The sequence below is a fragment of the Nocardia sp. NPDC051832 genome (genome assembly GCF_040681285.1).
GTDB lineage: Bacteria > Actinomycetota > Actinomycetes > Mycobacteriales > Mycobacteriaceae > Nocardia.
The window spans coordinates 1,693,736-1,719,053 of record NZ_JBFAYL010000001.1 but is presented as its reverse complement, the minus strand read 5'-3'; the positions used below and the strand labels follow the sequence as shown (position 1 = coordinate 1,719,053).

Annotated in this window: 21 protein-coding genes, 1 tRNA gene and 1 pseudogene; 16 read left to right on the top strand and 7 right to left on the bottom strand. The window is 67.8% G+C overall.

Annotated elements, in window-relative coordinates:
• Positions 1 to 547: 547 nt before the first annotated feature.
• Positions 548 to 621 (bottom strand) — tRNA-Arg (locus tag AB0M14_RS07715).
• A gap of 176 nt (positions 622 to 797) precedes the next feature.
• Here AB0M14_RS07715 and AB0M14_RS07710 point away from each other — a divergent pair.
• The 5 genes from AB0M14_RS07710 (at position 798) to AB0M14_RS07690 (ending at position 11,687) form a co-directional block, all read left to right on the top strand.
• Positions 798 to 2,840, top strand: a complete 2,043-nt coding sequence (locus AB0M14_RS07710; protein WP_364990090.1) for a cytochrome c oxidase assembly protein — start codon at positions 798 to 800, stop codon at positions 2,838 to 2,840.
• Positions 2,841 to 2,850: 10 nt separating this feature from the next.
• Positions 2,851 to 3,828, top strand: a complete 978-nt coding sequence (locus tag AB0M14_RS07705) for a threonine/serine dehydratase (RefSeq protein WP_364990087.1) — start codon at positions 2,851 to 2,853, stop codon at positions 3,826 to 3,828.
• A gap of 165 nt (positions 3,829 to 3,993) precedes the next feature.
• Complete coding sequence (gene ssb / locus AB0M14_RS07700; protein ID WP_364990083.1) at positions 3,994 to 4,509, top strand: single-stranded DNA-binding protein; 516 nt, start codon at positions 3,994 to 3,996, stop codon at positions 4,507 to 4,509.
• Between the two features lie 57 nt (positions 4,510 to 4,566).
• The gene (gene ettA / locus AB0M14_RS07695; RefSeq protein ID WP_364990079.1) at positions 4,567 to 6,243 is read left to right on the top strand and encodes an energy-dependent translational throttle protein EttA; all 1,677 of its coding nucleotides are present in this window, start codon (positions 4,567 to 4,569) and stop codon (positions 6,241 to 6,243) included.
• A 479-nt stretch (positions 6,244 to 6,722) separates the two neighbouring features.
• The gene (locus AB0M14_RS07690) at positions 6,723 to 11,687 is read left to right on the top strand and encodes an NAD-glutamate dehydrogenase (protein ID WP_364990076.1); all 4,965 of its coding nucleotides are present in this window, start codon (positions 6,723 to 6,725) and stop codon (positions 11,685 to 11,687) included.
• 57 nt (positions 11,688 to 11,744) lie between these two features.
• On the opposite strand, the gene AB0M14_RS07685 is transcribed toward AB0M14_RS07690, so the two are convergent.
• Positions 11,745 to 12,014, bottom strand: coding sequence for a GlsB/YeaQ/YmgE family stress response membrane protein (locus AB0M14_RS07685; RefSeq protein WP_364990073.1), 270 nt, complete (start codon positions 12,012 to 12,014; stop codon positions 11,745 to 11,747).
• Positions 12,015 to 12,156: 142 nt separating this feature from the next.
• Positions 12,157 to 13,404, bottom strand: a complete 1,248-nt coding sequence (locus AB0M14_RS07680) for an MFS transporter (RefSeq protein ID WP_364990070.1) — start codon at positions 13,402 to 13,404, stop codon at positions 12,157 to 12,159.
• Positions 13,405 to 13,462: 58 nt separating this feature from the next.
• On the opposite strand from AB0M14_RS07680, the gene AB0M14_RS07675 reads away from it, so the two are divergent.
• From AB0M14_RS07675 to AB0M14_RS07660, 4 genes are all read left to right on the top strand, one after another.
• Positions 13,463 to 14,362 carry a LysR family transcriptional regulator gene (locus tag AB0M14_RS07675; RefSeq protein WP_364990068.1) on the top strand — a complete coding sequence of 300 codons (900 nt, stop codon included), beginning with the start codon at positions 13,463 to 13,465 and terminating at the stop codon, positions 14,360 to 14,362.
• A gap of 98 nt (positions 14,363 to 14,460) precedes the next feature.
• Positions 14,461 to 15,060: a chloramphenicol phosphotransferase gene (locus AB0M14_RS07670; RefSeq protein ID WP_364990065.1), complete on the top strand. Its 600-nt coding sequence runs from the start codon at positions 14,461 to 14,463 to the stop codon at positions 15,058 to 15,060.
• A gap of 236 nt (positions 15,061 to 15,296) precedes the next feature.
• Positions 15,297 to 15,665, top strand: coding sequence for a thioesterase family protein (locus AB0M14_RS07665; protein ID WP_364991398.1), 369 nt, complete (start codon positions 15,297 to 15,299; stop codon positions 15,663 to 15,665).
• Between the two features lie 204 nt (positions 15,666 to 15,869).
• Positions 15,870 to 16,538, top strand: coding sequence for a hypothetical protein (locus tag AB0M14_RS07660; RefSeq protein WP_364990062.1), 669 nt, complete (start codon positions 15,870 to 15,872; stop codon positions 16,536 to 16,538).
• A 321-nt stretch (positions 16,539 to 16,859) separates the two neighbouring features.
• Here the strand turns inward: AB0M14_RS07660 and AB0M14_RS07655 are convergent, their stop codons facing one another.
• Positions 16,860 to 17,171, bottom strand: coding sequence for an AzlD domain-containing protein (locus AB0M14_RS07655; protein WP_364990059.1), 312 nt, complete (start codon positions 17,169 to 17,171; stop codon positions 16,860 to 16,862).
• Positions 17,172 to 17,428: 257 nt separating this feature from the next.
• Positions 17,429 to 18,076 (bottom strand): annotated as a pseudogene (locus tag AB0M14_RS07650) (AzlC family ABC transporter permease); the annotation flags it as partial.
• 163 nt (positions 18,077 to 18,239) lie between these two features.
• Between AB0M14_RS07650 and AB0M14_RS07645 the strand changes: the two are divergent.
• Positions 18,240 to 18,812 (top strand): XRE family transcriptional regulator, encoded by a 573-nt coding sequence (locus AB0M14_RS07645; protein WP_364990056.1) that lies wholly within the window; start codon positions 18,240 to 18,242, stop codon positions 18,810 to 18,812.
• Here AB0M14_RS07645 and AB0M14_RS07640 read toward each other — a convergent pair.
• Positions 18,809 to 19,516, bottom strand: a complete 708-nt coding sequence (locus AB0M14_RS07640; protein WP_364990053.1) for an HNH endonuclease — start codon at positions 19,514 to 19,516, stop codon at positions 18,809 to 18,811. The two genes, AB0M14_RS07645 and AB0M14_RS07640, sit on opposite strands and share 4 nt — an antisense overlap.
• 242 nt (positions 19,517 to 19,758) lie before the next feature.
• On the opposite strand from AB0M14_RS07640, the gene AB0M14_RS07635 reads away from it, so the two are divergent.
• The 4 genes from AB0M14_RS07635 (at position 19,759) to AB0M14_RS07620 (ending at position 22,630) form a co-directional block, all read left to right on the top strand.
• Positions 19,759 to 20,163 (top strand): globin, encoded by a 405-nt coding sequence (locus AB0M14_RS07635; RefSeq protein WP_364990050.1) that lies wholly within the window; start codon positions 19,759 to 19,761, stop codon positions 20,161 to 20,163.
• Positions 20,164 to 20,213: 50 nt separating this feature from the next.
• The gene (locus tag AB0M14_RS07630) at positions 20,214 to 21,803 is read left to right on the top strand and encodes an alpha-amylase family glycosyl hydrolase (RefSeq protein WP_364990047.1); all 1,590 of its coding nucleotides are present in this window, start codon (positions 20,214 to 20,216) and stop codon (positions 21,801 to 21,803) included.
• 103 nt (positions 21,804 to 21,906) lie between these two features.
• The gene (locus AB0M14_RS07625; protein WP_364990044.1) at positions 21,907 to 22,179 is read left to right on the top strand and encodes a hypothetical protein; all 273 of its coding nucleotides are present in this window, start codon (positions 21,907 to 21,909) and stop codon (positions 22,177 to 22,179) included.
• Complete coding sequence (locus AB0M14_RS07620; protein WP_364990041.1) at positions 22,166 to 22,630, top strand: DUF5130 domain-containing protein; 465 nt, start codon at positions 22,166 to 22,168, stop codon at positions 22,628 to 22,630. The genes AB0M14_RS07625 and AB0M14_RS07620 overlap by 14 nt, the downstream gene beginning before the upstream one ends.
• A gap of 70 nt (positions 22,631 to 22,700) precedes the next feature.
• Here AB0M14_RS07620 and AB0M14_RS07615 read toward each other — a convergent pair whose 3' ends face one another.
• Positions 22,701 to 23,747 (bottom strand): AraC family transcriptional regulator ligand-binding domain-containing protein, encoded by a 1,047-nt coding sequence (locus AB0M14_RS07615; protein WP_364990038.1) that lies wholly within the window; start codon positions 23,745 to 23,747, stop codon positions 22,701 to 22,703.
• Between the two features lie 261 nt (positions 23,748 to 24,008).
• On the opposite strand from AB0M14_RS07615, the gene AB0M14_RS07610 reads away from it, so the two are divergent.
• Together AB0M14_RS07610 and AB0M14_RS07605 are read left to right on the top strand one after the other, a co-directional pair.
• Complete coding sequence (locus AB0M14_RS07610; RefSeq protein ID WP_364990035.1) at positions 24,009 to 24,554, top strand: carboxymuconolactone decarboxylase family protein; 546 nt, start codon at positions 24,009 to 24,011, stop codon at positions 24,552 to 24,554.
• A 148-nt stretch (positions 24,555 to 24,702) separates the two neighbouring features.
• Entirely contained in the window at positions 24,703 to 25,317 is a 615-nt protein-coding gene (locus tag AB0M14_RS07605; RefSeq protein ID WP_364990032.1) for a pyridoxamine 5'-phosphate oxidase family protein, read from the top strand.
• The last annotated feature ends 1 nt before the right edge of the window (position 25,318 follow it).

Genomic DNA, 25,318 nt, shown 5'->3' with positions numbered 1-25,318 from the left:
TCGGGTAACGATGCGGAGCGGTGCCGACGGGACAACAGCAGGGCAGATTTCGCGAATGCTCCAGACGGGGTGACCGACGCGGATGTCTACGTCGAGCAAGTCGCTAAATTATTGCCAGAGATACAGTGCTGCCACATGGAAATGTCAAGGGGCGGTCTGCGAATTCCATCTATGATCTCGCGAACGATCCTGGGAATCCTGGTTTCAAATCAGTAGAAGATGAGGAGCGATTCTGGAAGACCGGAAGCGTTCTGGCTGGCCGTCTTCGGACCGAAATCGGCGACCGCTGGTCGATTGAATACTCACCGCCATCATAGAAGTGCTCGGGGTCGACGGGGGCGCGCTGACTGTCGCTGATCGAGGCCGGCGTCGGCGCCAGACGCGGACGACGAGGAAAGCCCGGCGGTAGCTGATGTCACACGATGTCGTCGAGATCCTAGCTGCCCCGCAGACCGATTGTGCTGGCGGAGTTCCTAGGTGTTTCGGCGTTGTACGAGGCGGGTAAAAGACCTCTGGCCTGGCGTTGCGCCAGGCCAGAGGGGTGAAGCGCCCCCGGCAGGAATCGAACCTGCGACCTAGGGATTAGAAGGCCCTTGCTCTATCCAACTGAGCTACGGAGGCAGTTGGGGTTCCACCTTGGCCGACATTGGCCCTTGCTGTCCAGCACGGCAAGTATAGCGACCGTCCAGATCGCTACTTGTTAGCGACGGAAACATTCTTGCCGTGTCGGCCAGGAACAGGTTATCGGCCCAAACCCGGCCGGGCTACGCATTAAGTATCCAACTACGCTCAGTCGTATGTCGTCACCGCTGGACCCGCACCCCGAAGCAGAGGTATCAGACTCCGCGGGTACGGGTTCATCGGGAACGTTTGCCGTGGTCACCGCGATTTCGATCGCCGTCGCCGCCGTGGTGGCGGCGCTGGTGGTGGCCCTTTCGGCGGCGCAGGCGCTGAGCTTGCTCGGCATTCCGGATCCCGGTCCGCTGACCACCTACGGCCTGCCCGCGATCCGCGCGCTCAACGACCTGCTCGCGGCGCTGACCGTGGGTTCGCTGCTGTTCGCGGCGTTCCTGGTGCCGCCGCAGGCCAATGGGCTGCTCGATGTCGCCGGCTATCGCGCGCTGCGGCGCGCCTCGCACTTCGCGCTGATGTGGGCTTGCTGTGCGGCGCTGCTGGTTCCGCTGACGGTGTCGGACACCACGGGCCAGCACGTCGGGAACCTCTGGCGGCCCGAGCAGCTCTGGCGCGCGATCGGACTGGTCGACCTGGCCCAGGCGTGGCGGACCACGGTCGTGCTCGCGCTGATCGTCGCGATCGGCTGTCGGCTCGCGCTGCGCTGGGGCTGGGCGCCGGTGCTGTTCGGCGGCGCCGTCGTGACCATGATGCCGCTGGCGCTGACCGGGCACTCGTCCTCCGGCGGCGCGCACGACGTGGCGACCAACAGCCTGATTCTGCACCTGATCTCGTCCGCGGTGTGGGTCGGCGGATTGTTCGCCGTGCTCGCCTACGCGATGCGCGGCGGCGAACACACCGGGCTCGCGGCGCGGCGGTTCTCGCTGACCGCGACGGTCGCGTTCGTCGTCATCGGGGCCAGCGGCGTCATCAACTCGATCGTCCGCGTGTCGTGGTCGGAGCTGTTCGGCACCACCTACGGTCAGCTGATCGTGGCGAAGGCGGTCGCGCTGGCCGTGCTCGGCGTGTTCGGCTACCTGCAGCGGCGCGCGGCATTGCCCGCGCTGGCGGCGAATCCGCGCGACCGCGGCGCGCTGATCCGCTTCGGCGGCGTCGAGGCCTTGATCTTCGCGGCCACCATCGGACTCGCGGTCGGCCTCGGCCGCACCCCGCCGCCGCCCCCGAAAACAGTGCCCACACCAGCGGAAGTCGAGATCGGCTACAACCTGGCCGGTCCGCCGACGGCGGCGCGGCTGCTGTTCGACTGGCGCTTCGACCTGATCTTCGGCACGCTGGCCATCGTGGCGGCGGTGTTGTATCTGATCGGGGTGCGCCGCCTGCGCTCGCGCGGTGATGCCTGGCCGGTCGGGCGGACCATCGCCTGGCTGTCCGGCTGCGCGGTGCTGCTGCTCGCCACCTCATCGGGTGTGGGGCGATACTCGCCCGCCATGTTCAGCGTGCACATGGGTCAGCACATGGCGTTGTCCATGCTCGCGCCCATTCTTTTCGCGCTCGGCGGCGCGGTCACCCTGGCCCTGCGGGCGCTGCCCGCGGCCGGCAAGACCGGCGCCCCCAGACCGCGCGAATGGATCTTGGCGGCGGTGCACAATCCGGTGTCCCGGTTCCTGACCCATCCGATCGTCGCGTCGGTCGTCTTCGTCGGCGGTTTCTACGCCCTGTACATGGGCGGCATCTACGACTCGGTGGTCGACTCGCACGCCGCACACCTGTTGATGAACCTGCACTTCCTGCTCAGCGGTTACCTCTTCTACTGGGTGGTGATCGGCATCGATCCCAAACCGCGGCAGGTGCAACCGCTGACCAAGCTGGGCATGGTCTTCGGCTCGCTGCCTTTCCACGCCTTCTTCGGTGTCGCGCTGATGAGCATGACCACCGTGATGGGCGGCTGGTTCTTCCGCAGCCTCGCGCTCGGCTGGAACGTCGACCTGCTCGACGACCAGCGCACCGGCGGCAGTTTCGCCTGGGCCAGCGGTGAGGTGCCGCTGGTGGTGGTGATGCTGGCACTGCTGATCCAGTGGTCGCGCAGCGACGCGAAACTGGCCAAACGCACCGACCGGGCCGCGGACCGGGACAACGACGCCGACCTGGCCGCGCACAACGCGATGTTCGCCGAACTGAGCAAGCGTGATCGTGGAGTGCGCGAGTGACGGAGTGCGCGTGACCGACCGGGGGTTGTTCCAGGATTGTCTGGGGGAGGACAGGGTTGCGGGGCAGGTGTATCGGTCGGATGTGCGGGCGGCGCGCAAGCGCCTGGCGGGACGGGTGCGGAAAACGCCGGTCTTCCATACCTCGGTGCGCGGGCCGAACGGTCCGGTGCCGGTCACGCTGAAACTCGAATATCTGCAGCACGGCGGCACTTTCAAGGTGCGCGGCAGTTTGAACGCGCTGCTGGAGTCGGGGCGGTCGGCCGAGCACGTGGTCATCGCCTCCGGCGGCAACGCGGGGATCGCCGCCGCGCTGGCCGCCGCCCAGCTCGGCAAGGGCTGCACGGTGGTGGTGCCCGAGTCGGCGCCGCACACCAAGGTCGCCGCGATGTGGTCCTACGGGGCCGAAGTGCTGTGGCACGGCACGACTTACACCGAGGCGCACCGGTACGCCCGGGAACTGGCCGTGGAGAGCGGGGCGATGCAGCTGCACGCCTACGACCTGCCCGCGGTGGTCGCGGGGGCGGGGGTGATCGGGCTCGAGCTCGAGGAGCAGGTGCGCGGACGGCCGCCGGTGCTGGCCGCGGTCGGCGGCGGCGGTTTGATCGCCGGGGTCGCGGCCGCGCTGGGACGCAGGCAGCCGGTCATCGGGGTCGAACCCGAGGGCGTGCCGGCGCTGCACGCGGCGTTGCGCGCGAACCGGCCGGTGGAGGTGCGGGCAGCCGGTCGCGGCGCGGAAGTGCTAGGCGCCACCAGAATCGGCGATATCGCGCTGGATGCGGCGCGGCGCTATGACGTGCGGTCGCTGCTGGTCTCCGACGACGCCATCATGACCGCCCGGGACTACCTGTGGCGGGAGTTCCGCGTCGTCGTCGAGTTCTCGGGTGCGACGGCCTTCGCCGCGATCCAGAGCGGCGCCTATGTGCCGGCCCGGGGCGAGCGGCCGGTGGTCGTGCTCTGCGGCGCCAACACCGACCTCGACATCGGCTGAGCGGCACATCTGAAGGGGTAGATGTCCACAGTCGGGAAAGTTGTCCCCAAATGTGATCTCGGGGCTCCGTTCGGGGCTCGCGGCGCGCACGCTGGAGGAGTCCTCGCAGCGGGGAGCAAGCACCCGGGGCGTCTGCCCAGGGCCGAAATCCGAAGGGGCGTCACCATGTACGAGACTCTGGCCACCATCGTCGGCAATGTCGTCACCACCCCCGTGCGGCGCCAGCTGCCCACCGGTGAGCCGATGGTGACCTTCCGGCTGGGCAGCACCTCGCGCCGCCGGGACGCCTCCGGGGAATGGGTCGACAGCGGCACGATGTTCCTCACCATCACCTGCTGGCGCCGCCTCGCCCTCGGCGTCGACGCCTCGTTGCACCGCGGCGACCCGGTCGTCGTGCACGGGCACCTGCGCACCATCGAATACCGCGCCAAGGACGGCACCGACCGCCGGGAGCTGGAACTGCGGGCCTACACCGTCGGCCCGGATCTGTCGCGCTGCACCGTGGGCCTCACGCGTAACTCCGACTACGGGTCCGGCTCCGCGCCCGCGAGCCTGATGCGGAATACTTGCCTGGGATCGAGCGCTGAAGAACGCGCACGTGTCGGCGAGAACCAGGGGGATGCGACGACCGTGCAGAGCGATTCCTCCGACCGCGCCGAAACACAGCCGGTCGACGCCTGATCCGCGGCAACCCCTCGACTTCGCTCCATTGACCCCTAGACCGATAGGCTTGCGTATATGGCTGAGTTCATTTACACGATGAAGAAAGTTCGTAAGGCACACGGCGACAAAGTCGTGCTCGATGATGTCTTCCTGAACTTCCTTCCCGGCGCCAAGATCGGCGTCGTCGGCCCGAACGGCGCCGGTAAATCCAGCGTGCTCAAGATCATGGCCGGAGTGGATCAGCCGAACAACGGCGAAGCCTTCCTCGCGCCGGGCGCCACCGTCGGCATCCTGATGCAGGAACCGCACCTGAACGAGGAAAAGACCGTTCGCGGCAACGTCGAGGAAGGCCTCGGCGAGGTCAAGGTGAAGCTGGACCGCTTCAACGAGATCGCCGAGCTGATGGCCACCGACTACTCCGACGAGCTCATGGAGGAGATGGGCAAGCTCCAGGAGTACCTGGACCATGCCGACGCCTGGGATGTCGACTCCCAGCTCGAGCAGGCCATGGACGCGCTGCGCTGCCCGCCGCCGGACGAGCCGGTGACCAACCTCTCCGGTGGTGAGCGCCGCCGCGTCGCGCTGTGCAAGCTGCTGCTGAGCAAGCCCGACCTGCTGCTGCTCGACGAGCCCACCAACCACCTCGACGCCGAGAGCGTGCTCTGGCTCGAACAGCACCTGGCCGCGTACACCGGCGCCGTGCTGGCCGTCACCCACGACCGGTACTTCCTCGACAATGTCGCGGAATGGATCCTCGAGCTGGACCGCGGCCGCGCCTACCCGTACGAGGGCAACTACTCCACCTACCTGGAGAAGAAGGCTCAGCGTCTGGAGGTCCAGGGCAAGAAGGACCAGAAGCTGCAGAAGCGCCTCAAGGAAGAGCTCGCCTGGGTGCGTTCCGGCGCCAAGGCGCGACAGGCCAAGAACAAGGCGCGTCTGGGTCGCTACGAGGAAATGGCGGCAGAGGCCGACAAGCACAGGAAGTTGGATTTCGAGGAGATCCAGATTCCGGCCGGCCCGCGCTTGGGCAATGTCGTGGTCGAGGTGAAGAACCTGGACAAGGGCTTCGGCGATCGTCAGCTGATCAAGGATCTGTCGTTCACCTTGCCGCGCAACGGCATCGTCGGCGTCATCGGCCCGAACGGCGTCGGTAAGACCACGCTGTTCAAGACCATCGTCGGGCTGGAAGCGCCGGACAGCGGCGAGGTGAAGGTCGGCGAGACGGTCAAGCTGAGCTACGTCGACCAGAACCGCGCGGGCATCGATCCGAAGAAGAACGTCTGGCAGGTCGTCTCCGAGGGGCTGGACTTCATCGAGGTCGGCAACCAGGAAATGCCCTCACGCGCCTACGTCAGCGCGTTCGGCTTCAAGGGCCCGGATCAGCAGAAGCCCGCGGGCGTGCTCTCCGGTGGTGAGCGCAACCGCCTGAACCTGGCACTGACCCTCAAGCAGGGCGGCAACCTGATCCTGCTCGACGAGCCGACCAACGACCTCGACGTGGAAACCCTGGGTTCGCTGGAGAACGCGCTCGAGCAGTTCCCCGGCTGCGCCGTGGTCATCTCGCACGACCGCTGGTTCCTGGACCGCACCTGCACCCACATCCTCGCGTGGGAGGGCGACTCGGACAATGACGCCAAATGGTTCTGGTTCGAGGGCAACTTCGAGGCGTACGAGGCCAACAAGATCGAGCGTCTCGGCCTGGAAGCGGCGCGCCCGCATCGGGTTACGCACCGCAAGCTGACCCGCGACTGATCTCGGGCCGAAGCTCCAATTGACGCCGGACGGCGGGACGATGCGCAGCGGTGCATCGTCCCGCCGTTCGGCGTAGGTGGCCGAACATGCTGTCGAAGGCGCGGTTTCCGCCGAAGGTGTCACAAAAGCGCCATCTCGCCGAAGGACCTGCGGCGGCAACCGGCGCGAAGCCAGGTCCGCCGAAGGAAATTTGGTCCACCTGGACAGTGGCGCAACTCTCGCTAGGGTGGTGTCCGTGCATGCGCAGGCGCAGTCCAGAGAATGTGTAGTACGCACTGCGACTGCGTGTACGTGAGGGTGTCGGTCCGATCGGTGCTGTGCCAGCGTTTTTGACGCGGGCTACTCGGCGGCTACTACTACGGCAGTGGTGAACACCCTGTGTTTAGAAGGGATTTCACCCCCGCGCGTGTATCGCACAGCTACTCTCGGACCGGCGTCACTTTGTTGCGGAACCGAATCCGAGGAGTTGGCGAAAAATTATGACGGTCTCGTCCGAATTGTCCAATGGCGGGCGGCATCTGGAGCGCACGGACACCGCGGCCTGGGCCGCGAGTTTGCCCGGCGCACTCCGGGACGCGCTCGGGACACTCGAGGAGGCGTACTTCCGCCACGTCGACGCGGGCGATGTGGACTGTGCGATCACCGGTATCACCCAAATCTTCCGGCGGCACCTGGAATTGGCGATGATCCGCCCCAAGGGGCGAGCGCTGGTCCGCGTGTACCACCCGGACGACGCGTCCGGCCTGGGCGCCGCCGTCCAGCTGGTGACCGATGACATGGCACTGCTCGTGGAGTCCATCACCTCGTCGCTGAGCCGGATGGGCGTCAGCGTCAGCGAGGTCATCCACCCGATCTTCGAGGTCGAACGCGACGCGGACGGCCGCCTGACCAAGGCCGTACCGCACGAGGTCGACCGCAACGGCGGTGTGCTGCGCGAATCCTGGATGCACCTGCAACTGCACCCCTCCACCAGCCGCGAACTGCTGGACCGGATCGAGCAGGCGATGCCCGATGTGGTCGCGGACGTGCGCCAGGTCATCGGCGACACCGACGCCATCCAGGCGGTGCAGAGCAAACTGGCCGACGACCTGAAGCAGGCCGCCAAGGCCGGCGACGCGCCGTTCCCGGCGCGCGATCTGATCGACACCGCCGAGCTGCTGCGCTGGCTGGCCAGCGGCAATTTCACCGTGCTCGGGTTCGCCCAGTACCGCCTCGACAGCACCGAGGAGGGTCTGACCACCTCGAATCCGATGCCCGGCACCTGCCTGGGCGTGCTGCGTCCCGACGTCGGCACCGATTTCCGGGTCCCGATCAACGGCGGCGACCGCCCGCTGCTCATGCTGACCCAGGGCCTGGTCCCGGCCACCGTGCATCGTTCGGTCTATCCCTACTTCGTCGGCGTCGCCGACTGGGACGAGCACGGCAACATCGTCGGCGAGCATCTGTTCATCGGCGTCTTCACCGTCACCGCGGTGCACGAGAACGTGCTCGACATCCCGGTGATCAACCGCCGGGTACGCACGGTGATCGAGGAGAGCGGCTTCGACCTGGATTCGTTCTCCGGGCAGGCCATGCTCGAGGTCATCCAGTCCTTCCCGCGCACCGAGCTGTTCTCCTCCGACATCGAAACCATGCGCAAGACCGCGGTGGCGGTGCTGAACGTCAGCCTGCGCCGGCAGGTGCGGCTGTTCATGCGCGAGGACAGCTACGGCCGCTTCGTCGCCTGCCTGGTCTACCTGCCGCGGGATCGATACACCACCCGGGTGCGCCTGGAGATGCAGGAGATCCTGGTCCGCGAACTCGGCGGCGACTCCATCGACTATTCGGCGCGGGTGAGCGAGAGCGAGCTCGCCAGTGTGTATTTCACGGTCCGCATGCCGGACGCGGAATCCGTCGCGCCCCGTGAAGCGCGCACCCTGGCCGACACCTCCGAGCCGAACCGGTTGCGCATCCAGCGCCTGCTGGCCGAGGCCAGCCATACCTGGGACGACCACCTCAACGACGAGGTCAGCAGGTCCGCCGTGCTGGACCCCGGTGTGGTGCAACGCTATGCGGCCGCCTTCCCCGAGGGCTACAAGCAGGATTTCGGTCCCCGGCACGCGCTCGGCGACATCGTCCGGCTGGAGCGTCTGTCCGAGGGCCAGATCGATCAGCACCTGTACCGCAAGCAGGGCTCGGAGCCCGGTTCCTGGCGGTTCAGCCTCTACATCGGCGGCAGCGGCATCTCGCTGAGCCAGGTGCTGCCCGTGCTGCAGAGCCTCGGCGTCGAGGTGGTCGACGAGCGTCCGTACCAGATCCTCTTCGACCTGCCGGGCGGCCGGACCAGCGAGCGCTGGATCTACGACTTCGGCCTGCTCGCCCGGCCGGAGCTGCTGCGCAGCTCGCTGGACCGCGACCTGGACGCCGAACTGCTGGAGGCCTCGGCCCGGGCCGACGCGCTCGAAGCCGAAGTGCGCGGGCTGCGTGAGCGTTTCACCGACGCCTTCGAATCGGTCTGGTACGGCCGCGCCGAAGCGGACGGTCTGAACGAGCTGGTATTGCGAGCCCGGTTGCCCTGGCGCGCGGTGTCGATCCTGCGCACCTACGCGAAGTACCTGCAGCAGGCCGGTTTCCCGTACAGCCAGGCCAATATCAGCCGCGTCCTGCTCACCTACCCGGATGTGGCGCGGCTGTTCGTCGACCTGTTCGCGGCCCGCTTCGATCCCGACACCGTCGACGAGGGCGACGCCCAGCGCCTGGAAGCCCAGCTGCGCGGCCGCATCGATGACGTGGTCAGCCTCGACGCCGACCGCATCCTGCGCGCCATCCTCGGCCTGATCAAGGCCACGCTGCGCACCAACTACTACGTCACCGATCTCGAGGGCACCCCGCGCGAATTCCTCTCGATCAAGGTCGAGCCGCAGTTGATCGTCGAGTTGCCCAAGCCCAAGCCGCAATTCGAGATCTTCGTGTACTCGCCGCGGATCGAGGGCGTGCACCTGCGCTTCGGTCCGGTGGCGCGCGGCGGCCTGCGCTGGTCGGACCGGCTGGAGGATTTCCGCACCGAGATCCTGGGCTTGGTGAAGGCGCAGGCGGTGAAGAACGCGGTGATCGTGCCGGTCGGCGCCAAGGGTGGTTTCGTGGTGAAGCAGCCGCCCGCCGCCACCGGTGATCCCGGTGTGGATCGCCAGGCTCTCGGCGCGGAAGGTGTGGCCTGCTACCGGACCTTCATCTCCGGCCTGCTCGACATCACCGACAACGTGGACCGCGCCACCGGCGCGGTGCGCCCGCCCGCGCGGGTGATCCGCCGCGACGGCGACGACACCTACCTGGTGGTCGCCGCCGACAAGGGCACCGCGACCTTCTCCGACATCGCCAACGACGTGGCGCAACGCTACGGTTTCTGGCTCGGTGACGCGTTCGCCTCCGGCGGGTCGGCGGGCTATGACCACAAGGCCATGGGCATCACCGCCAAGGGCGCGTGGGAGAGCGTGAAGCGGCACTTCCGCGAGATGGATCTCGACACCCAGACCCAGGATTTCACGGTGGTCGGCGTCGGCGATATGAGCGGCGACGTGTTCGGCAACGGCATGCTGCTCTCCGAGCACATCCGTCTGGTCGCGGCGTTCGACCACCGGCACATCTTCCTCGATCCGAACCCGGACGCGGCCACCTCCTATGCCGAGCGGCAGCGCATGTTCGAGTTGCCGCGTTCCTCGTGGGCCGACTACGACACCGCGCTGATCAGCGCGGGCGGCGGTGTGTGGGACCGCACCGTGAAGGCGGTGCCGATCAGTCCGCAGGCGCGCACGGCGCTGGGTCTCGGCGACGACGTGGTCTCGTTGTCACCGCCGGATCTGGTGCGCGCGATCCTGCTCGCGCCGGTCGGGCTGCTCTGGAACGGCGGTATCGGTACCTATATCAAGGCCAGTACCGAGTCCAATGCCGAAGTCGGCGACAAGTCCAATGATCCGGTGCGCGTCAACGGTAATCAGTTGCGCGTCAAGGTGATCGGCGAGGGCGGTAACCTCGGCGCCACCGCGCTGGGCCGCATCGAGTTCTGCCGCGCCGGCGGCAAGATGAACACCGACGCGCTCGACAACTCGGCCGGTGTCGACTGCTCCGACCACGAGGTCAATATCAAGGTCCTGCTGGACAGCGTGGTCAGCGGCGGGCTGCTGCCGGAGCCCGAACGCAACCCGCTGCTCGCCTCCATGACCGACGATGTGGCCCGGATGGTGCTGCAGGACAACGTCTCCCAGAACTTCCTGATGGGCATCTCGCGCTTCAACGCGGCCCGCATGCTGAACGTGCACATGCGGCTCATCGAGGATCTGGAAGAGCGGCGCGGCCTGGATCGCGAACTGGAGGCGCTGCCCAGCGACGTGGAAATGAAGCGCCGGATGGAGGAAGGCTCCGGGCTCGCCTCGCCGGAGCTCGCGAATCTCATGGCGCACGTGAAGCTTTCGCTCAAGGCCGATCTGCTCGATTCGGATCTGCCGGATATGCAGCACTTCGCCACCCGGCTGCCCGAATACTTCCCCGAAGCGCTGCGCGTGCGCTTCGGCGCCGCCATCAAGAAGCATCCGCTGCGCCGGGAAATTCTCACCACGATGATCGTCAACGAGATGGTCGATTACGGCGGCATCACCTATGCACACCGGTTGAACGAGGAAATAGGAGCCAGCACAACCGATTCCGTCCGTGCTTTCGCGGCGGGCAGCGAGATCTTCGGCCTGCATGACATGTGGGCGCGGATCCGCGGGTCCGAAACCTCGATCGGCGTCCGGGACGAACTCGAGCTCGAGACCAAGAAGACGCTCGACCGGGCCTCACGCTGGCTGCTGAGCAACCGTCCGCAGCCCATCGCGGTCGGGGCCGAGATCAACCGCTACAGCCGCGGCGTCCGCGAACTCGCGCCCAAGGTCCCGGGCTGGCTGCGCGGTCACCACGTCGCCATGCTCACCGATCAGTCCGCCGAGCTCATCAAGCGCGGCGCGCCCACCGACCTCACCACCGAGGTCTACGGGCTGCTCAACCTGTTCCCACTGCTCGATGTCATCGATATCGCCGACATCACCGACCGCAGCGGCGACGAGGTCGGGTCGCTGTACTACGCGCTCAACGAGCACCTCAAGATCGACTGGCTGCTCCAGGCCGTCAGTCATCTGGAGCGGGGCGACCGCTGGCACGCCCTGGCCCGTCTCGCGCTGCGCGACGACATGTACGGCTCACTGCGTTCGCTCACCCTCGACGTGCTCTCGGCCGGCGATCCGGAGGAAACCGCCGACGAGAAGATCGCCTACTGGGAGTCCAAGAACCAGTCCCGCCTGGGTCGCGCCCGCGCCGCCCTGTCGGAACTGTTCGAATCCGGCACCCACGACCTCGCCACCCTGTCGGTGGCGGCGCGGCAGGTCCGCAGCATGGTCAGCGGGGTCGGCGCGCAGTCGGAGGTCCCGCGCTGAACCGAAGGCCGGTGGGCGTCGCCGCCCACCGGCCACCGGCTATTGCTGGAAGCAGCGCTACCTTCGAACGAGGCTGGACCGGCTGGCGGCCGCGATCAACACCGCGGCGCAGACGATTTGCAGGATCCACTGCGCCCAGTCGATACCGCTGGTGGAATCGAGGCCGAGTATCAGCGCCACGATCCCGCCGATGAAGGCGCCCAGCGTGCCGAGCGCCCAGGTCTTGAAGAACGAAATATTTTGTTTCCCAGGCAGAATCAGCCTGGCTAAGGCGCCGATGAACGGCCCGATGAGAATTGCGAACAACAGCATCCCGAAAATACGCATGGGAGAGCCTTTCTCGAACCCTGCGCGAAAACCGCTCCGCCAGTGTATGACTCCTGCGTGAGCCCCGGTACGGTTGTCCAGCAACAGTTTCGACTCGGCTCCGTGAATTGTGCCAGGGAATAGCGCGGGGTGGCCGGGCAATTCAGCGGACAGCGCTGGTTTCCAGCACCGGAATGCGGCGCAGGGCGAGCGCCAGCGCTCCGGCCACGATGACCAGGGCCCCGGTCAGCGCCGCCACGCCGGGCCAGGCCGCACTGGTCCATGCGTGCGCGCCGAGGCTGCCGAACACGGACGAACCGACGTAGTAGGCGAACAGATAGAACGACGCGGCCTGGCTGGTGCTGGTCCCGGCGGCGTGCGCGCGAGCGGCTACCCAGCCGCTGGCCAACCCGTGGGTGACGAAGAATCCGACGGTAATCGCGGCGACGCCCAGGACAACGACAGGTAGCCACCCCGACAAGGTGAGTCCCACGCCGGCGAGCGCGAGCGCGCTGCCGACGGGCATGATGGCGCGCCGGCCCAGGCGGTCGGCGAGGCGGCCGGACACCGTGGAGCTGATCGTGCCCAGCGGGTAGACGAGATAGACCAGGCTCACGACACCGACGCCGAGATGGAACGGCGAACTGGTGAGCCGGAATCCGAGGGCGTTGAACACCGCGACCAAAGCTCCCACCGAGCACGCGCCGATCGCGTACAGGGCGAGCAACGCTCGGTCGGACAGCGCACCGCGCGCCATCGCCAGAATGTTCCGGGGTCGCGCCGGGCGTGCGACGAAATGCCGCGAGGCGGGGAGGGTGAGCGCGACGATCACCGCGCAGATCAGCGCGACGCCGGCCGCGGCCACCAGCGCCCAGCGCCAGCCTGCCGCCTCGGCGATCGGCGCGGTCACCAGACGTCCGGCCATCCCGCCGAGCGCGGTCCCGCCGATGTAGAGGCCCGCCGCGCGCGCGTGCGTCGACGGGTGCAGTTCCTCGCGCAGGTACGCCGTGGCCACCGCGGGCAGGCCGGCCAAGGCGATGCCGCCCAGCAGCCGCAAGACCAGCAGCGCATCCCAGCTGGGTGCGAACGCGCAGGCCAGCGCGATCACGGCCGAGGACAGCAGGGAGAAGTGAATGAGCCGGGTGCGGCCCACCGCCTCGGACAGCGGACCGAAGACCAGCAGCGCCAGCGCCAGCGCGGCGGTCGTCACCGACATGACCAGCGTGCTCTCCGCCGGTGAGATGCCGAAGGCGGTCACGAACTCCGGCAGCAGCGCCTGGGTGTCGTACAGCAGCACGAATGTCGCTATCCCGGCGGCGAACAGCGACACCAGCACCCGGCGATACCCCCGGCTGCCGGGCAGGTATCCCATGTCGATCTGCCGGCTGTCCGGTTCGGCGAGTGTGGTCACCCCGACGATCCTGGGCCGCTCCACTTCATACGTCCAATGTCGATTTCGCAGGATCTCTATGCGTCCGACGTATGATGCGGTGGTGCTGCTGCGTGACCTCGACTGGCTGGTCGCCCTCGCCGACCACCAGCACATGACCGACACCGCCGCGGTCCTCGGCGTCAGTCAGCCCACCCTCTCCCGCGCCCTGTCCCGCATCGAATCCGAACTCGGCGCCCGCCTCTTCGAGCGCGTACCCACCGGTGTCCACCTGACCCCGAACGGCGAACTGGCGGTCACCGCCGCCCGCGATCTGATCGCCCGCTACGACCAGCTCACCGTCGAACTCGCCGCCCGCCTCAACCCCGACAGCGGCGTAGTCCGCCTGGCCTTCCTCGACTCCATGGCCACCTCCTTGGTCCCGCAGCTCCTGCGCGGCTTCCACGAACACGCCCCCGCCATCCGAGTCCTGCTCAGCCAAGAACCCCACCATCACATCCGCAACGACCTGCAATCCGGCGCCGTCGAACTCGCCGTCACCTCCTGGCGGGAACCAGGCAACTTCGGCTGGCTCCCCCTCCAGCGCGAACGCCTGGTTCTCGTCGTCCCCCCGGCCCACCCCCTCCGCACCCGCGACCGGATCGCCTTGTCCGACCTATCCAACGACGAATTCGTAACCACCCCACTAGGTTTCGGCTACCGAACCCTCTTCGACACGCTCTTCGCCGAAGCCGGAGTAATCCCCAAAATATCCTTCGAAAGCGCCGACCTCGCCACCATCGAAGGCCTCGTAGCCGCCGGCCTCGGCGTCGCCATCCTCCCCGAACAATTCGCCGGCACCTCCGGCACCATCGGCCTGCCCTTGACCACCCCCACCGCCCGCCGCACCATCGCCCTCACCTGGCGCACCGACCACCCCCTCGCCCCACCCGCCGCCCGCTTCCACCACTACGTCGAATCCACCTGGCCCAAGCCCTGACCCGCCCGGCCCACGGCTGCCGCCTCGTCCAGCCTTGGGAGGCCGCCCCGCAGCTGCGCGTCGGCCGCTGTTGCATGGCTGGGTCATAACCTTGATCGGTGCGAAATGACATGTCTGGGCGGGTGATATTTCTCAACGGGACGTCGAGTTCGGGGAAGACTACGTTGGCGCGCGCCATTCAGGATGCGAGCGAGAGTCCGGTTTTGCGTTGGGGGATCGACGGGCTCTTCGCGATGGTGCCGCCGAAATGGGGTGGGGGATTGGATGGGCCGCTCAGCCGGGACGGGTTTTGGTATGACAGGTCCCAGCGGGATGTGGGTGGCGAGCCGCTGGTGGTGGTGCGGTACGGGGCGGTGGGGTTGCGGATGTTGCGGTCGGCTGCCGCGGCCGTCGGCGCGTTCGCGCGAGGTGGAAACGATGTTGTTGTCGATGAGATGTTGTTGAGTCCGGAGCTGATGCCGGTGTGGATGTCTGCGCTGTCCGGTCTGGATGTGTCGGTCGTGGCGGTGACCTGCCCGCTGGAGATCGCCGAGCGGCGGGAAGTCGCGCGGGGCAATGAGCGCGGGGTGGCGCGGGGTCATGCGCGGACTGTTCATCGGCACGAAGTGCGTTATGACCTGACTGTCGATACGAGTGTGGCGACCCCCGCTGAGCTCGCCGAAACCGTGCTCCGGCGGGTCTGGGCCGCGTCGTCGTAATGCCCCTGTCCTGCTCGCGGCCGTGGACATTGCCATACTGGGGCCGAGATCGATCTGTTTCGAAGTCCAACGATCTCGCCGGATCGCCGAGGGCAGCGTGGCAGGGCGAGTGTGGCGGGCAATCAATCGGAGGTACCACGTTGACGAGTTCGGTGAACGGGAACGGGCAGCGGCCCGGTGCGGTGGCACTGCTATCCAAGCGGTTCCACGCGAAGGTCGAGGTTCGCTGGTCGGATATGGACGCGTTCCAGCACGTCAACCACGCCCGCATGGTGACGCTGCTGGAGGAGGCGCGGATCCCGTGGCTGTTCGACGACGGGCGCCCCACCGTCGCGCTGCGTGAGGGTTGTGTGCTGGCCGACCTGCACGTGAAGTACCGGGGACAGTTGCGGCACGAGGACACTCCGCTCGATGTCGCCATGTGGATCGAGCAGTTGCGCGCGGTGGACTTCACCGTCGGCTACGAGGTGCGGGCCGCGGGTGCGGCCCCGGATTCGCCGCCCGCCGTGACCGCCTCCACCCAGCTGGCGGCGTTCGACATTCAGACCCAGCGGCTGCGCCGCCTCACCGAGGGCGAACGCGAATACCTCAGCGAGTGGATGTAATCGCCGCCGAAGTGCGGTCCAACACGGCAGAGCAGTTGTGGGGGTAGACCTTTCGGTGAAGGCGGGCGGACATGACAGCAAGGACGCGTTGATGCGGGGCGGGCGTGGTGACAGGGACGCGTTGGCGCGGGGCGGGCGTGGTGACAGGGACGCGTTGGCGCGGGGCCGGTGTGGTCGCGGGGCCACTGTGATGGCGGGGCCGCGGTGATCGCGGGGCAGCGGGTGCTGTACGCGTCCGATCCGGCCGAACGAGAAAACCTCGCCACCTTCCTGAGCCGGGCGATCCGACTCGACCCGGCCGCCGTCGTCCGCCTGCGCCGCCGGGACGCGACCCTGGTATCCGCTTGGGTGGCAACCGGTTTCGAAGCGCTCGCGGTCCGCACCGTGGTCGCCGAGCTCGGTGTCGACGACGTCACCGTCGGCGCGGATCTGGTCTTGGCCGGTCTGCCTTCCGGCAGCCCGATCGACCTCGGCTATTCGATGGACTCGGCCTGGCGCGGCGCCCTCCCTCCCGCCGACGGCTTCGCCCACGTCGACGACATCCCCGCCCGCACCCTCGTCGAACTCGCCGAACGCGGCGCGGAACTCGCCAAGGAACACGGCAGCTCACACGGCCCGCCCGCCGCCCTCCTCGACCAAACAGTTCTCACCGTCTCGGCCCCCGGCCTCGAAGTCGAAGTCCCCATGCGCGTCGTCTTCGCCCTCACCGCAATGGATTTCATCCCGCACTCCGGCGACAAAGCCGAATCCCGCCGCATCCAACCCACGGAAATAGTCCGCGTCCGCACCACCCCCACCTGGCTCCGCATCGACGCCCGCTACGGCTCCGTCGCCCGCCGCCGCGCCGGCGCCATCCCCCTGTTCCCCAACTGACGACAACACAGGCCGCTCGATAGCCGGCACAGCACAGGCAAGTGCCCCGCACACGGGCGGCCCATTTGTGCCTGCACACGCCGAGCCGTCACCACGCAGCGGCGATCGCATGGGTGCAGTCACTTCCGGAGCTGTAATCTGCCCCGCCACAGCACCGTTGACCGCAGCCCACTTCGAGACACGACCTAAGTGTCCTTCGGTGGAGGGAAAACGTTTTGGCCGTTCGTGATCGGGCCGGCGACCGGGTGGGCGGTGGCGTACGCGCCGGCGCACGGATCTTCGACGGCACCGCTCTGTAGCCGGTGTTTTGGAGGCGTGCGCTCAGGAGACGCCGAGGGCGCGAAGCCCAGCGGTGGTGGCGGCTGCGGCGAGGATGACCAGGAGGAGCGGGTAGCGGCGCCATGCCAGGATTCCGGCGACCAGGACGCCTGCGGGGAGGGCGGCACTGAGGTGGCCTTCGGTGAAGGGGAGGGTCTCGACGGCGACCAGTGCGGCGAGGAGCACTGTCGCGCCGACTTCGAGGAGTCGTTTTGCGCGGTCAGGGAATTGGATCCGGCTGCGCAGTGCGGGTCCGGCCCAGCGGAAGGCGTAGGTGCCAAGGGCGAGGGCGATGATTCCGGCGGCCAGCATCATCTCGTGGCTCCCGAAAGTTGTTTCAGAGCAGAATCGTTCGTGGGATGCCAGTGGCGATCGGAGTGTTCCGCCGCTGTGCGGCCGTCTGCATCCGCGGTCGCGCAACCGGTTGCCACCGCTGCCGCGCAGTCGGTTGTTTCCACTGCCGCGCCTGCACCAGCGTCCGTTGCCGCGCGAACGTTGGCGTCCGAGCGTTGGGCTTGGCCCGAGTTCTGGCCCGTACTGCCTTGCTCGCCGCGAGTCTGGAATGCCGCCCACAGCACGCCCGAAAGCGCCACGAGCACAGGCATTCCCGCGGGCAGGAACGGTGCCGTCACCATCGCCACCGCGACACCCACGCACACCGACCCCAACGTCGTTCGGTCGCGGAGCGCGGGCACTACCAGCGCCAGCAGTACCGCCGGGAAGACCGCATCCAATCCGAGCGCGGAGGTGTCGGGCACCACGGAGCCGATCAGCGCGCCCATCACCGCACCACCGGGCCAGGCCAGCAGCACGCCGAGCCCGCACACCCAGTAGACGATCCGCTTGCGCGCGGTATCGGACTCGGCCAGCGCCATGGCGACCGATTCGTCGTTCATCACGTGCACGCCGAGCGCGCGCCGCCAGCCCTTGCCGACCACCTCGTCGGGCACCGACAGCCCGTACGGCAGGTGGCGCGCGTTGACGACCAGCCCGGCCAGCACGGCCGCGATCGGGCTCCCGCCGCCGGCGATGATGCCGATGAACAGGAACTCCGCACCGCCCGCGAGCACGGCGAAGCTCAGCACCACCGGCAGCCAGAGCGGGAATCCCGAGCTGATCGCGGTGGCGCCGTAGGACAGCCCGATGACCCAGACCGCCAGCAGGACGGCCGCGATGCCGGAGGCCGTGTCCCGGCCGACTGTTCGCCATATCGAACGCATGTTGTTTATGGTGAACGCTCGGGCCCGCATTAGTCAACACAGATCGGCACATCGCGAGTCCAGAATCACCGGCGGTTCGCACACCCAGGGCTGGTGGTCGGCGACACGGGCGCGGTCGGCGCGGTGGGTAAACTCAGCGTTCCGAAAGGGAACGGGAGCTGGGATGGTGCAGGACGAACCGATGACGGCGTCACCACAGGCGGTGATCGCCGAGTCGCTGCGTCGGGAGCGCGCCCGCGCCGGGCTCTCGCTCACCGAGGTGGCGAACCGGGCGGGGATCGCGAAATCCACACTGTCGCAATTGGAATCGGGCAGCGGCAATCCGAGCATCGAAACCTTGTGGGCGCTGTGCGTGGCCCTGAACATGCCGTTCTCCCGGCTGCTCGACCCCCCGCGTCCCAACGTGCACGTCATCCGCGCGGGGGAGGGTCCGCGCCTGGCCGCCGAGCACGCCGACTACAGCGCCACCCTGCTCGCGGTCAGTCCGCCGAACAGCAGGCGCGACCTGTTCCGGATCACCGCCGAACCAGGCCACGCCCGGGTCTCCGATCCGCACATGCCGGGCTGCACCGAACACGTCCTGCTCGCCAGTGGACGCGCACTCGTGGGCCCGGTGGAGGCGCCCGTGGAACTCGGTCCCGGCGACTACATCTGCTACCCGGGCGACGCTCCGCACGTCTTCGAAGCCCTCGAACCAGGGACGTGGGCGACCCTGGTCAACGAGTACAACTCCTAGGCGGCGCCCTCACCCAGGTACTGCAACCACACCGGGTCCAGCTCGGTGGAGGTCGACAGCAACCGCCAGTGCGGTCCCTTCGGCGAGACCAGCGGATGCCGCAGGGTCCAGCCGAGGTCGCTGAGCATTTTGTCGGCCTTGCGATGGTTGCAGGGCGCGCAGCTGGCGACGCAGTTCTCCCAGGAATGCTCGCCGCCGCGGCTGCGCGGAATGACGTGGTCGATGGTCTCGGCCTTCGCGCCGCAGTATCCGCAGCGGTAGCGGTCACGATGCATGAGCGCGGCCCGGGTCATCGGCACGCGGGCGCGATAGGGGACGTGCACGTAGTTGCGTAGGCGGATCACCGAGGGCACCGCGACCGCGGACTCGGCGGAATGCACGACCGGCCCCTCGGCACTGTGGTGCACGGCGTCGGCTTTGTCGCAGATGAGCAGGACGATCGCGCGGCGCGCGGACAAGGCGGTGAGCGGCTCGTAGGTGGCGTTGAGAAGCAGCACCCGGCGCTTCAACCAGTTGACGGCCTCGGTGGGAACGGCGGTGAGGTGATGGCCGTGATGAACCTCACCAGGGCGATGCGAACCGCCCGGATGGTGGTCGGACAAGATGTGCAGCGGAGTAGCCCCCGACCCACGATTGTGGACGTCGGCGGGCTGGAGTTGTCGGTGCGTCCGGGCCTCGTGTGGGCGGCCGTGCCGTTGTTTCATATGCGGACCCCGTTCTCGGGAAGGCCGACTGTGTCGGCTTCAAGATCGTGTGGTAGTCGGCAGAGACTGACCCCAATATGACCATGGAAACCGGCTGATTGCACGGTGATTTCGCACAATGTTGGGTTAACTGCTGCTGAAGTGCTGCCGTGCCGCTATCTGAGGAGGTCCGCGCGGGTGCGTGCGCTCGCGCGGAGGCGGGCACAATGGACTGCGGCGGACACCTGAAGTGAGAGGATCTGATGAGTTCCGGAGAGCAAGCAGCCACGTCGTTCTACGAGGCGATCGGCGGGGAGCGCACCTTCCATCGCATCATCGCCGCGTTCTATCGCGAGGTCGCCGCCGACGAGGTTCTGCGCCCGCTCTACCCGGAGGAAGATCTCGGCCCCGCCGAGCGCCGCCTGCGCATGTTCCTGGAGCAGTACTGGGGCGGCCCGCGCACCTACTCCGACGAACGCGGGCATCCCCGCCTGCGGATGCGGCACATGCCGTTCCGGATCGGCCCCGTGGAACGCGACGCCTGGCTGCGCTGCATGCGCATCGGCGTGGCGGAGATCGAGCCGGAGATCCTGGACGACGCGCACCGCAAGCAGTTGCTGGACTACCTGGAGATGGCCGCGAATTCGCTGATCAACAGCGAGTGGTAACCCGCCGCGCCTCAACGTGTTTGTCATAGGCGTTTGGCACCATGGCGGATGTGACTGATACGCCGGTGGATCGCCCAGCCCAGCCGTGGTGGCGCGAAGCCGTGTTCTACCAGGTCTATCCGCGTTCCTTCGCCGACGCCGACGGTGACGGCATCGGCGACCTAGCCGGGGTCCGCGACAAGCTCGGCTACCTGGAACTGCTCGGCGTCGACGCGTTGTGGATCTGCCCGGTGATGCGCTCGCCCATGGCCGACGGCGGCTACGACGTCTCCGATCCGCGTGATATCGATCCGCTCTTCGGGGGCCTGCGGGCGCTGGACACGCTGCTCGCGGAGGCCCGCGCCCGCCGGATCAAGGTCACCATGGACTTGGTGCCCAATCACACCAGCAGCGAACATCCTTGGTTCACCGCCGCTTTGGCCGCCGCCCCGGGCAGCCCGGAGCGCGATCGCTATCTCTTCCGGGACGGCCGTGGTCCCGAGGGAGCGGAACCACCGAACAACTGGCCCAGCATCTTCGGCGGACCGGCCTGGACCCGGATCACTGAGGCCGACGGCAGACCCGGCCAGTGGTACATGCACATCTTCGCACCCGAGCAACCCGACCTGAACTGGGAAAACCCCGCGGTCGCAGCGGATTTCGAACAGACCCTGCGCTTCTGGCTGGATCGGGGCGTGGACGGCTTCCGCATCGACGTGGCGCACGGGATGGCCAAACCTGAAGGCCTACCGGACATGACCGAGGTCGACACGTCGAGATTGCTGGCCCACGACGCCGCCGACCCGCGCTTCAACAACCCCGGCGTACACGAGATCCACCGCAAGATCCGCAAGGTGCTCGACGAATATCCGCACGCGGTGTCCATCGGCGAGGTGTGGGTCGACGACAACACCCGCTTCGGCGAGTACGTGCGCCCCGATGAACTGCACCTGGCCTTCAACTTCCGGCTCGCCGAGTCCACATTCGAGGCCGAAGCCATCCGTGCCGCGATCGAGAATTCGCTCGCCGCGGTCGAACCCGTCGGGGCGCCGCCCACCTGGACCCTGTCCAATCACGACATCGAACGCGAGGTCACCCGCTACGGCGGCGGCGCCGCGGGCGAGGCGCGGGCCCGGGCGATGATCCTCGTCGAATTGGCCTTGCCCGGAGCGGTTTTCATCTACAACGGCGCCGAACTCGGCCTGCCGAATGTCGACGACCTGCCCGACGAGGTGCTGCAGGACCCGGTCTGGGAACGCTCCGGGCACACCGAGCGCGGTCGCGACGGCTGCCGGGTGCCGATGCCGTGGGAAGGCGACGCGCCACCGTTCGGATTCACCACCGGCCAACCGTGGCTGCCGATCCCGCCGGAGTGGGCCGCCCTGACCCCGGAGAAGCAGCTCGAGGACCTGGGCTCCACGGTCTCGCTGTATCGGATGGCGATCGAATTGCGCGGCCTGCGGCGAGAGTTCGCGGGTGCGGGGGTCGAGTGGCAGCACAGCCCGGCCGGCTGCCTGGTGTTCCGGCGGCCCGGCGGCCTGATCTGCGCCCTCAATACGAGCCCGGAGCCGGTCCCGCTGCCGCCGGGAGAGTTCCTGCTCGCCAGCAGGCCGTTGGAACTCGGCCACCTGCCCGCGAACGCCGCCGCCTGGCTGGTGTGACCGCATCGCGGATTCGATCAGGGGCGGGGTGGTGGGCCCGACACGGTCACCGAACCCGAGGTGGTAGCTGAACTACTACACGCCATCGGATACCGTTGCCCTCGTGAGCATTCTCGAGACAGTGCTGATCTTCGTCGGCATTCCGCTGGTGATCTACGCCGCGATCGCCGGATTGTCGTATCTCGGTAAGCCACTCGCCGGTGAGAAGCCGGCCCACTTCAGCCTCGGCCAGAAGTGGACGCAGCCGCCGGTGCTGTGGAGTGCCACCGACGAGGTGACCGGGCACGGTCACCACACTGAGTCGCATGGCACCCATGCGGCCATCGAATCCACCGGTGTGGAGCTGATCGGAGGTCGGGCAAGTGGCAGGTTCTAAGTGGCCCGCGGTGGTCGAGTCCGATCTACCGCACGGGTATGCGCTGACCAGCAGTGGACGCGTGTCCGGCGTGCACGAGGCGGGTGACGTTTTCTACGAGGCGCCGTTCAGCGATCACGAGCGCCTGCTGATGGACAACGTGCTCACCGAGGCCACCCGCGCCACCAAGGTCCGCTTCAGCGTCTACATCGGCGATCTCGGCGCCGACCCGGCCGCCGGCGCGGACGCGGTCTTCCCGACGACTCCCGAAGCCGCCCGCTCGGTGCTCATCGCGGTCTCGCCCAACGACAACGCCATCGAGGTGCGTTCCGGCCACGAGGTCGCCGACCGCGCCAACGATCGCGTCTGCCAGCTCGGCGTCACCGCCGCCATGAGCTCGTTCCGGCAAGGGGATCTCATCGACGGCCTGGTCTCCGCGGTCCGCGTGATGGCCGCCGCGATCGGCCGCTGATCTCTCCAGCCAACGGCGCGCGCACCCTGTTCGGGGTGAGCGCGCCGTTCGCGTATCCGGGCACTGCCCGCTAGCTACCGGCCGGTTCGGCGAGGGCGATCGGTTCCGGTGCTCGCGCGCCGAGCGCCCGGCGGAACGCGTCGGGGCTCTGGCCGGTCCAGCGGTGGAAGGCGCGGCGCAGCGCGCGTGGATCGGAGTAGCCGAGCCGGGCTGCCACCGAGTGCACCGGCAGGGCGGTGTCGCGGAGTAGTGCGGTGGCCGTGCTGTGCCGGACCGCTTCGACTTCCGTACGCCAGCTCGAGCCGTGCTCGCCGAGCCGGCGTTGCAGGGTACGCGGGCTCATGGCCAGGCGGTGCGCGACGGCGTCCAGGCTGAGCTGGTCCCGGAGGAGGGCTTCGGCCAGCACCGCGCGCAGCGTGTCCGGCCAGCTGGGAATGGTGCGGGCGGAGCCGAGCGTGAGTTCGGCGTGCCGCTGGATGAGCTGCCCCAGGTGCGGATCGTCGCCGGTGCGCAGGGATCCGGCGTCGAGGAAGGTCAGTTCGCTGTGGGGGGCGCCGAAGTCGATGTGCGCGGTGCCGAACGCGTCGACGAGGTGGCGGTAGCGGCCGCGGGGCCGATGGCTGAAACGCACCCGGGCGGGTACCAATCCCGTGCGGGTCGCCTCGCGGATGCGGCGCAGGATCAGTGCGACGGCGAATTCGTTCGTCACCGCGAGCGAGATGTCCGGGTCGATACCGAGATATCGGACGGTGAGGAGCCGGCCGTCCTCGATCACCGCCATGTCCACGGCGGGATCGGTGACCGTCGCGTGGAAGTCGACGGCCGCCCGCAGGCCGTCGCCGAGGGTTTGCCCGGAGCCGAAGAGGTAGTCCCACACGTGCAGACTGCCCAGGCCGGCCGCGGCGCTGACCCGCAGCCCGGCCCCCGGCCCGGCCGTGGCCTCGATCAATTCCCAGATCCGGAACGGTGTTTCGACCGGGATTCGCATCAGGTCGTCGCCGAGCAGCGCCGGATCCAGTCCGCGCAGGTGGGCCAACTCCGCGGGGGCGACCCCGGCGTGCAGGGCCGCCGTTCGAATCAGTCGAATCAACTGAGTCGACACCGTGCCTTCGATCACCGGCGGAGCATATCGGCTGCAGGGAAATAACCGGTAGCGGATTTGCGGCCTACGCGGCGCGCAGACCGGCTGTGGCGGTGGCGTGTTCGGTCCGGATCGTGACGTTGCGGGTCCCGGGCAGCGCCGTCGATCGGCCCCTAAATTCAGTGCGGCAGCCAGGATTCCCGGAAAAGTTCTGTGGATCGGGAATGCCCACGCCATGCATAACTGTTCAAACAGATTTGAACGGTTAGTTCGATACGCCCTGAAAGAAGGCCTCCGATGTCCCGCCTGCCCTTGATCCAGCCCGCCCAGGCCATCGGCAAAGCCGCCGATCTGCTTGCCGGCGTGCAGAAATCGCTCGGAGTCACGCCGAACATGACCAAGGCCATGGTCAACAGTCCGGCCGTGCTCGAGTCATACCTGGGCTTCTCCGGCGCACTGGCCGGTGGTGCGCTGTCCGCGCCGATCCGGGAGCGGATCGCGCTGCTGGTCGCCGAGGAGAACGGCTGTGACTACTGCCTGTCGGCACACAGCTACATCGGCGCGAATATCGCCAAGTTGACTCAGTCCGAGATCGACGCGAGCCGGCACGGCGCGTCCGAGGATCCCGAAGCCGCTGCGGCACTGGCCTTCGCGGCCGTCGTCGTGCGTACCCGCGGCGGTGTCGAGGAGGCCGACCTGAAGACCGCTCAGGCCGCCGGGCTGACCGACGGCGAGATCACCGAGGTCATCGCCCACGTCGCGCTGAATGTGTTCACCAACTACCTGAACAAGGCCGTCGATACCGATATCGACTGGCCGGTCGTGCGGCACCACGAGCACTGATCCGCGCTGCGCCGGACTGTGCCCACCAGCGGTGCGGTCCGGCGCTCGTATCGACCCTCCGAGGAGTGACGATGAGCAACGACAACATCCCTGCGGCGGCCCGATCCGGTTCCGTCCGTACCCAACTCGCGCGGCATCGAGCCCGCGGATGACCGGGCGTTACGCACAGGTGGCGTTCACACCAGGTGTGCGCGAGCAGCAACGTAGGCATGGCAGCCTGCGCGGCTACCAGCGGATGGCCGATGTGCCCGCGGTCGCCGATCGGATCGGCCCGGATGAGGCGTGGTTTCTCGGTGAGCGCGACAGCTTCTATCTGGCGACGGTGGGTGAGACCGGGTGGCCCTACATCCAGCACCGTGGCGGACCGCGCGGATTCCTGAAGGTGATCGACTCGGGGACAATCGGTTTCGCCGATTTCCGGGGCAACCGGCAGTACATCAGCCGCGGCAATCTCGACCACGACGACCGGGTTGCCCTGTTCCTGATGGACTACGCGGCGCAGACCCGGATGAAGCTCTTCGGACGTGCCGAAGTCGTTGAAGCACAAGATGATCCGGATCTGATGGCCAAGATGTCGGTCGCGGGGTATCGGGCGCACGTCGAACGCGCCGTGCTGATCACGGTCGAAGCCTTCGACTGGAACTGCCGCCAGCACATTCCGGAGCTGTATCCGCGTGCCGAGGTAGCTGAGGCCCTTCAGTCACTGCGGGACCGGATCGACGAGCTCGAGCGGGAGAACGCTCGGTTGCGGAGCGGGAAATAGC

Bases quoted from the DNA above. Each gene is read 5' to 3' on its own strand.
- AB0M14_RS07675 (WP_364990068.1), top strand. From the start codon at position 13,463: ATGCGTCCGACGTATGATGCGGTGGTGCTGCTGCGTGACCTCGACTGG.
- ssb (WP_364990083.1), top strand. From the start codon at position 3,994: ATGTACGAGACTCTGGCCACCATCGTCGGCAATGTCGTCACCACCCCC.
- AB0M14_RS07610 (WP_364990035.1), top strand. From the start codon at position 24,009: ATGTCCCGCCTGCCCTTGATCCAGCCCGCCCAGGCCATCGGCAAAGCC.
- AB0M14_RS07655 (WP_364990059.1), bottom strand. From the start codon at position 17,171: ATGATGCTGGCCGCCGGAATCATCGCCCTCGCCCTTGGCACCTACGCC.
- AB0M14_RS07640 (WP_364990053.1), bottom strand. From the start codon at position 19,516: ATGAAACAACGGCACGGCCGCCCACACGAGGCCCGGACGCACCGACAA.
- AB0M14_RS07690 (WP_364990076.1), top strand. From the start codon at position 6,723: ATGACGGTCTCGTCCGAATTGTCCAATGGCGGGCGGCATCTGGAGCGC.
- ettA (WP_364990079.1), top strand. From the start codon at position 4,567: ATGGCTGAGTTCATTTACACGATGAAGAAAGTTCGTAAGGCACACGGC.
- AB0M14_RS07685 (WP_364990073.1), bottom strand. From the start codon at position 12,014: ATGCGTATTTTCGGGATGCTGTTGTTCGCAATTCTCATCGGGCCGTTC.
- AB0M14_RS07605 (WP_364990032.1), top strand. From the start codon at position 24,703: ATGACCGGGCGTTACGCACAGGTGGCGTTCACACCAGGTGTGCGCGAG.
- AB0M14_RS07710 (WP_364990090.1), top strand. From the start codon at position 798: ATGTCGTCACCGCTGGACCCGCACCCCGAAGCAGAGGTATCAGACTCC.
- AB0M14_RS07635 (WP_364990050.1), top strand. From the start codon at position 19,759: ATGAGTTCCGGAGAGCAAGCAGCCACGTCGTTCTACGAGGCGATCGGC.
- AB0M14_RS07645 (WP_364990056.1), top strand. From the start codon at position 18,240: ATGGTGCAGGACGAACCGATGACGGCGTCACCACAGGCGGTGATCGCC.
- AB0M14_RS07665 (WP_364991398.1), top strand. From the start codon at position 15,297: ATGGACGCGTTCCAGCACGTCAACCACGCCCGCATGGTGACGCTGCTG.